The sequence below is a fragment of the Psychrobacillus sp. genome (assembly GCF_056205495.1).
Genome location: NZ_JBAEAP010000452.1, coordinates 1 through 5,565 on the forward strand (window position 1 = coordinate 1; position 5,565 = coordinate 5,565).

7 protein-coding genes are annotated in these 5,565 nt (G+C 37.1%); 1 reads left to right on the forward strand and 6 read right to left on the reverse strand.

Annotated elements, in window-relative coordinates:
• From AC06OU_RS12995 to AC06OU_RS13020, 6 genes are all read right to left on the reverse strand, one after another.
• Nucleotides 1-226 (reverse strand): prephenate dehydrogenase/arogenate dehydrogenase family protein (locus AC06OU_RS12995; RefSeq protein ID WP_475856289.1); only part of this gene is annotated, 226 nt, incomplete at its 3' end.
• Nucleotides 227-1,327 carry a histidinol-phosphate transaminase gene (gene hisC / locus AC06OU_RS13000; protein ID WP_475856291.1) on the reverse strand — a complete coding sequence of 367 codons (1,101 nt, stop codon included), beginning with the start codon at nt 1,325-1,327 and terminating at the stop codon, nt 227-229.
• Between the two features lie 19 nt (nt 1,328-1,346).
• Nucleotides 1,347-1,715, reverse strand: a complete 369-nt coding sequence (aroH, locus tag AC06OU_RS13005; protein ID WP_475856293.1) for a chorismate mutase — start codon at nt 1,713-1,715, stop codon at nt 1,347-1,349.
• The gene (gene aroB, locus AC06OU_RS13010) at nt 1,716-2,804 is read right to left on the reverse strand and encodes a 3-dehydroquinate synthase (RefSeq protein ID WP_475856295.1); all 1,089 of its coding nucleotides are present in this window, start codon (nt 2,802-2,804) and stop codon (nt 1,716-1,718) included.
• 3 nt (nt 2,805-2,807) lie between these two features.
• The gene (aroC, locus tag AC06OU_RS13015; protein ID WP_169359573.1) at nt 2,808-3,989 is read right to left on the reverse strand and encodes a chorismate synthase; all 1,182 of its coding nucleotides are present in this window, start codon (nt 3,987-3,989) and stop codon (nt 2,808-2,810) included.
• 147 nt (nt 3,990-4,136) lie between these two features.
• The gene (locus tag AC06OU_RS13020; RefSeq protein ID WP_475856297.1) at nt 4,137-4,907 is read right to left on the reverse strand and encodes a CheR family methyltransferase; all 771 of its coding nucleotides are present in this window, start codon (nt 4,905-4,907) and stop codon (nt 4,137-4,139) included.
• A gap of 306 nt (nt 4,908-5,213) precedes the next feature.
• Here AC06OU_RS13020 and AC06OU_RS13025 point away from each other — a divergent pair, with 306 nt between their 5' ends.
• Nucleotides 5,214-5,516 (forward strand): hypothetical protein, encoded by a 303-nt coding sequence (locus AC06OU_RS13025; RefSeq protein ID WP_475856298.1) that lies wholly within the window; start codon nt 5,214-5,216, stop codon nt 5,514-5,516.
• Nucleotides 5,517-5,565 lie beyond the last annotated feature (49 nt).

Sequence of the window (5,565 nt, forward strand, 5' to 3'; positions counted from 1 at the left end):
CTATCGTGATGCTTACTGGAGTAGCGAATATAATGATATCCGCACGCTTCGCAGCTTCCTCCATATTAGAAGCAATCTCATCTATAACCCCTAGCTTTTTCGCGGTTTCAAGAGATTTGGCATTAGAATCATAGCCTACAATTGTTAAATCGTCTCTTCTCTTTAACCCAAGTGCAAGAGAACCTCCAATAAGACCAAGCCCTATTATCAGGATGTTCTTATTCATTTAAACTACTCCTAACTCAGTCAACACTTCATCGAGTTTTTGAAGTAGTCCCTCATTTTGTTCCTTCGTCCCAATTGTAATACGCAGGTATCCTGGTTTACCTAAAGCATTACCACTGCGAACAATATATCCACGTTGCATAAGCCCTTGAAAAACTTCGTCGCTATCTGCTTTAACTTCCATCATGATGAAGTTTGTTTGAGATGGATAAAAATGAAGTTTACGCTCATTACAATATGCTTCAAACTGAGACTTTCCAGCGGTGTTTTTCTTCTTACAATCTGCAATAAATTGCTGGTCGCTCAATCCTAGAATGGCTGCTTCCTGTGATATAACTGTATTATTGAATGGTTCTCTTGTCGGCTCTAACTGACTAATTACTTCCTCGGATCCAACAGCATAACCCACGCGGAAGCTAGCTAGCCCATACGCTTTAGAGAAAGTACGCATTACCAAGACATTCGGATGATTTTCTATTAACGAAATAGAATCTTCATAGTTGGGGTCCGTAATATATTCGGTGTATGCCTCATCTAAGACGATTAACACGTCTCTTGGGGCTTGCTCCACAAATGCCTTAATTTTATGACTTGGAGTTAATGTCCCTGTAGGATTATTCGGATTACAAATCCATACAATAGCTGTATTTTCATCGATAGCTGCTAGCATCTGCTCTAAATCATGTTCTCCATCCACAGTCAATGGAACAGTTCGAGCTTCAGCGCCTTCAACTATAGCATTGTGTTTGTATTGACCAAAAGTTAAATCTGCCATAATAGTATTTAAACCAGGCTCAAGCATAGCTCTAGAAACAATTAAAATATTCTCATCAGAGCCATTACCAAATAACAATTGCTTCTCCGAAACCTTTAAATGATTAGCAACTGCTGTACGCAGTCTAGAAGCATATCCATCTGGGTATAAAGCAAAATCTATAGAAGCATTTGCCAGAAATTCCTTTACTTTTGGTGAAGCACCATATGGATTTTCATTAGAGGCAAGCTTTGTAACCGTCTCTAGATTATATGCCTTCTTCACTTCATCCATCGTTTTTCCAGGTTGGTATGCTTGCAATCCAGCAATTTGTTTTTTAAATTTCATTCTATTTACCCCAATTCTATTATGATCTTTTTAATAAATCTGGTCTCAATTGAACTGCCTTGTTTAAATATATGTGCTGTATTTCCTTTTGTGATTTAACGGTGTTAACATGAATCATTAGCCGTATGCATTTCTTAAGTGCACCAGGAACATTCATTTCATGCGTACACATAACAGGGACGTATGCCCACCCATCTATTTCTCGAACTGCCCTTGCAGGAAATGCAGATGTAATATCCGAAGTAGTACTTATAATGACAGAAGCGATCGACTCTGGGTCAATATCGTTTGCCTTCGCCATTTCTAAAGCTAGACGGGACGTTTCCTGAAGAACCTCTTCATTAGAATCTTCATTGACTGTTGTTGCTCCTCGAATGCCTCTTATCAATTATTTCCCCTCCCTAATCCATTGTCGTAATTCTTCATCACACAGTCTTACTGCATCTACCGGTACTACCTGTATAAATGGCTTGCCTATGGTTTCAAGCAATGCAAAATGCAATTGCTTATTTATAGTTTTTTTATCTTTTTGCATGTAGGCTGCCAATTGCTCGAACGGACAATCTAAAATCTGCTCAAAATTATATTCCAACCTATTAGCTAATGAATAAAATCGTTTAGCAAAGCCTTTAGGGAGTTGCCCATACTTCTCACTAAGCAATAGAGCTGGAATCATGCCAATCATGACAGCTTCTCCATGAGAGATTCTTCCATACCCAATTGCAGCTTCAACTGCGTGACCATATGTATGTCCAAAATTTAAATATTTGCGAAAGTTGCTTTCTTTTTCATCCATTTCCACGATTTTTGCTTTCACACGGATGCCTTTATTTATCCACTGTAATAATTGGTCTTTTTCCAAATTATTTAATGAAGTAATTTGAAAAAATTCTTCGACCCACTTACTGTCGCTAATGAGGGAATGCTTGATCACTTCAGCCATTCCCGATTTAACTTCTGAAAGAGGTAGAGATTTCAAAAAATGAACATCATAAATAACTTCCTGTGGCTGATAGAAAGCCCCTATCATGTTCTTTCCTAGAGGGTGATTAATAGCGGTTTTACCACCAACCGAGCTATCATGAGCTAAAATAGTAGTTGGTATTTGATAAAAGTCTATTCCCCTCATAAACGTAGCCGCAACAAATCCGGTCAAATCGCCTACAGCCCCTCCCCCTAAGGCAAATATAGCTGAATTTCGGGATGCACCGTTCTGTAAAAGAAAGGATTGTACATTAAAATAGGATTCAAATGTTTTACATGACTCACCAGATGGAACAAGGAACAGGTTAAATGGCGTAGTAAAGTTTTTTCTTACATAACTTTCATGCAGATTCCATACATTTTCATCACTAATCATGATTAACTGATCATAATTTTCGATTGTCTTTTTGTTTCTTTTAGAGAAATCCTCCAAAATGTTCTCACCTAAATGAACCTCATAATTAGATGCATTCGTTTTTACTGGGATAATCATGGCTTAAAACCCCTTTGTATACGCTCTATGTTTCTGAATATCTGATTTCAGTACTTCCATTTGATCTGCTTTAAACGTATCTAATATTGCAGAAGCTATCTCCCATGCAATAACATTTTCTGCCACAACAGATGCTGCGGGTACTGCACAGCTATCGGAACGTTCAATACTAGCTTTAAAAGGTTCTTTGGTATCAATATCTACACTTTGTAAAGGTTTATATAAGGTTGGGATAGGCTTCATAACCCCTCTAATTACAATCGGCATACCAGTAGACATACCACCTTCGATACCACCGAGCCTATTCGTATCTCGAATGTAACCATCTTCTTCATTCCAAGAAATTTGGTCATGCACTTGGCTGCCAAATAAGTTAGCCATTTCAAATCCTAAGCCAACCTCAACACCCTTAAATGCATTGATGCTAAGCATTGCCATTGCAAGCTTTCCGTCTAGCTTACGGTCATAGTGAACGTAGCTTCCCACACCGGCAGGCATTCCCGTAATGATTACCTCTACTACTCCGCCTATCGTGTCACCAGCTTTTTTAGCTTGGTCAATAGCTTCTACCATTTTCAATGAAGCTTCAGAATCTAAACAGTAGACAGGGTCGTTCTCCACTTTTTCACGTATATCATCTATTGTCATACCTTCAGCTAAATTTAGGTTAGCTTCAATCCCACCTATTTTCGTTACATGAGCAACGATAGAAATGCCTAGTTCGTTTAATAGTTGCTTCGCAACAGCTCCCACAGCCACTCGGACTGTAGTTTCCCTTGCAGAGGAACGCTCCAATACATTTCGTAGGTCACGATGTCCATATTTCATACCTCCAACGAGATCGGCATGCCCTGGACGAGGTCTTGTTATCTTTCTTTTTATTTCATCTGGATTCATGTCCTCATCTAGTGGCTCTATTCCCATAATATGAGTCCAATGTTTCCAATCATCATTATTTACTACTAGACAAACTGGAGATCCTAATGATTTACCATGTCGCACTCCCGCTGTAATTGCTACTGTGTCTTTTTCTATTTGCATGCGTCTTCCTCGACCATGTCCACCTTGACGTCTTTTTAGTTCTTTATTTATCTTTTCACTTGTGATATCTAATTGTGCTGGTAACCCTTCAATGATTGCAGTAAGCTGTGGACCATGTGATTCACCTGCTGTTAAATAACGCATAACGCTTTCCCCCTTCAACTCGCTAAAGTATTTGTTTTCAACTATATCATATTTACTTAGAGTATAGAAGAAAAACTGTCCGTTTTTTAGCGGACAGTTCCTCATTAAAAATCGACAAATTAAAATCACTTACCAATCAAATTCGTTCTACATTTTCCGGTAGAAAAACGTATCCTCTGTTACAAAATCGTACTTGGTAGGATTAAAAATTTGTTCTGTGCTTCCAACAAAAAGGATTCCGCCAGGACGTAGCGACTTGCTAAAGTTTCGATAAATCTGATCCTTAGCTTCTTCTGTAAAATAAATCATTACGTTACGGCAAATGATTAAATCGAGATTTCTCTCGTATGTATCCAATAAAAGATTATGCTTTTTAAAAGAAACAGTTCTTTTAATGGTGTCGTCAATTTTATAAAAAGGCGCTTGCTTCTCAAAATATTTATTTTTCATATCTAAGGGAACCTCTGCCAACGATCGTTCCGGATAGATCCCTACCTTCGCTCTTTGAATAGCATTTTCGTCAATATCCGTTGCTAGAATAGAAATTTGGCTAATCGGTAGATGATTAGACAATACCATTGCTGTAGTATATGGTTCTTCACCTGTAGAACATGCTGCACTCCATATTTTAAGCCTCTTGTTATCAGCTAGTAGCTTTGGAAAAATTTTTTGTTGTAATACTTCCCACCTCTTGCTATTTCGATAAAACTCAGACACATTGATTGTCATTCGGTCGAGGAATTCATTTAGAAGATCTCGGTCCGTGTCAATTGCCTCGAAGAAAGAAACAAAATTTTTATATCCCTTCTTTTCATATAAAGATGTCAGGCGTCGTTTCATTTGAGCTTCTTTATACAGAGCTAAATCGATGCCAGTTTTCTTTTTAATAGACTCTACAAACTTTATGTAATCTTGCAAATAATATCGTTCCCTTCCACCAGCCTATCTATAAAGTATATCGCAATATAGTCTTTTCGAATACAGTAAAAAAACAGAGAAATGTGAACATTTACGCATATACTTTATATATGTTTTACAAATAATCCAAAGCAAAGCGTGAAACACGTAAGAAATAACCGTATCTCTGGTAAATCAAGTCTTTCATAAGAGGAGTGAATTTTCTTGAGGTGTTTTTTGTTGTGAAATGCTAAACTTAAAATAATGAATCAGCTTTTTGAAATAAAGGATAAAATTGAGAAATTCGATAAAATTTAGGAGGGTATAATGAAAAGCCTTTTAAAGTCTACGCTACTTTTTGTAATATTGATTGTTATTAGCTTGATATGGGTAATTTATTGGGGTGGTATCTATTTAGAGAGGAACATAGATATTGAAAAGTATGGTTGGACACCTTATGTCTCTATTCTTATTCTACTTCTGGTGTTTACTAGAGGTAAGTTACTATTTAATAGCAGGAATAGAGGAAAAGATGGAGAAAAACTACCGAAATTGATTTATATCATACTGATTTTAACTGCCATTATTCTGTTACTCTTCCCTCCTGTACTAAGCTTCCTTAACAAATAAGAGGTCTTTACTTTAATGAAGTATTTAATTATTTGAATTAAAGCTGTCC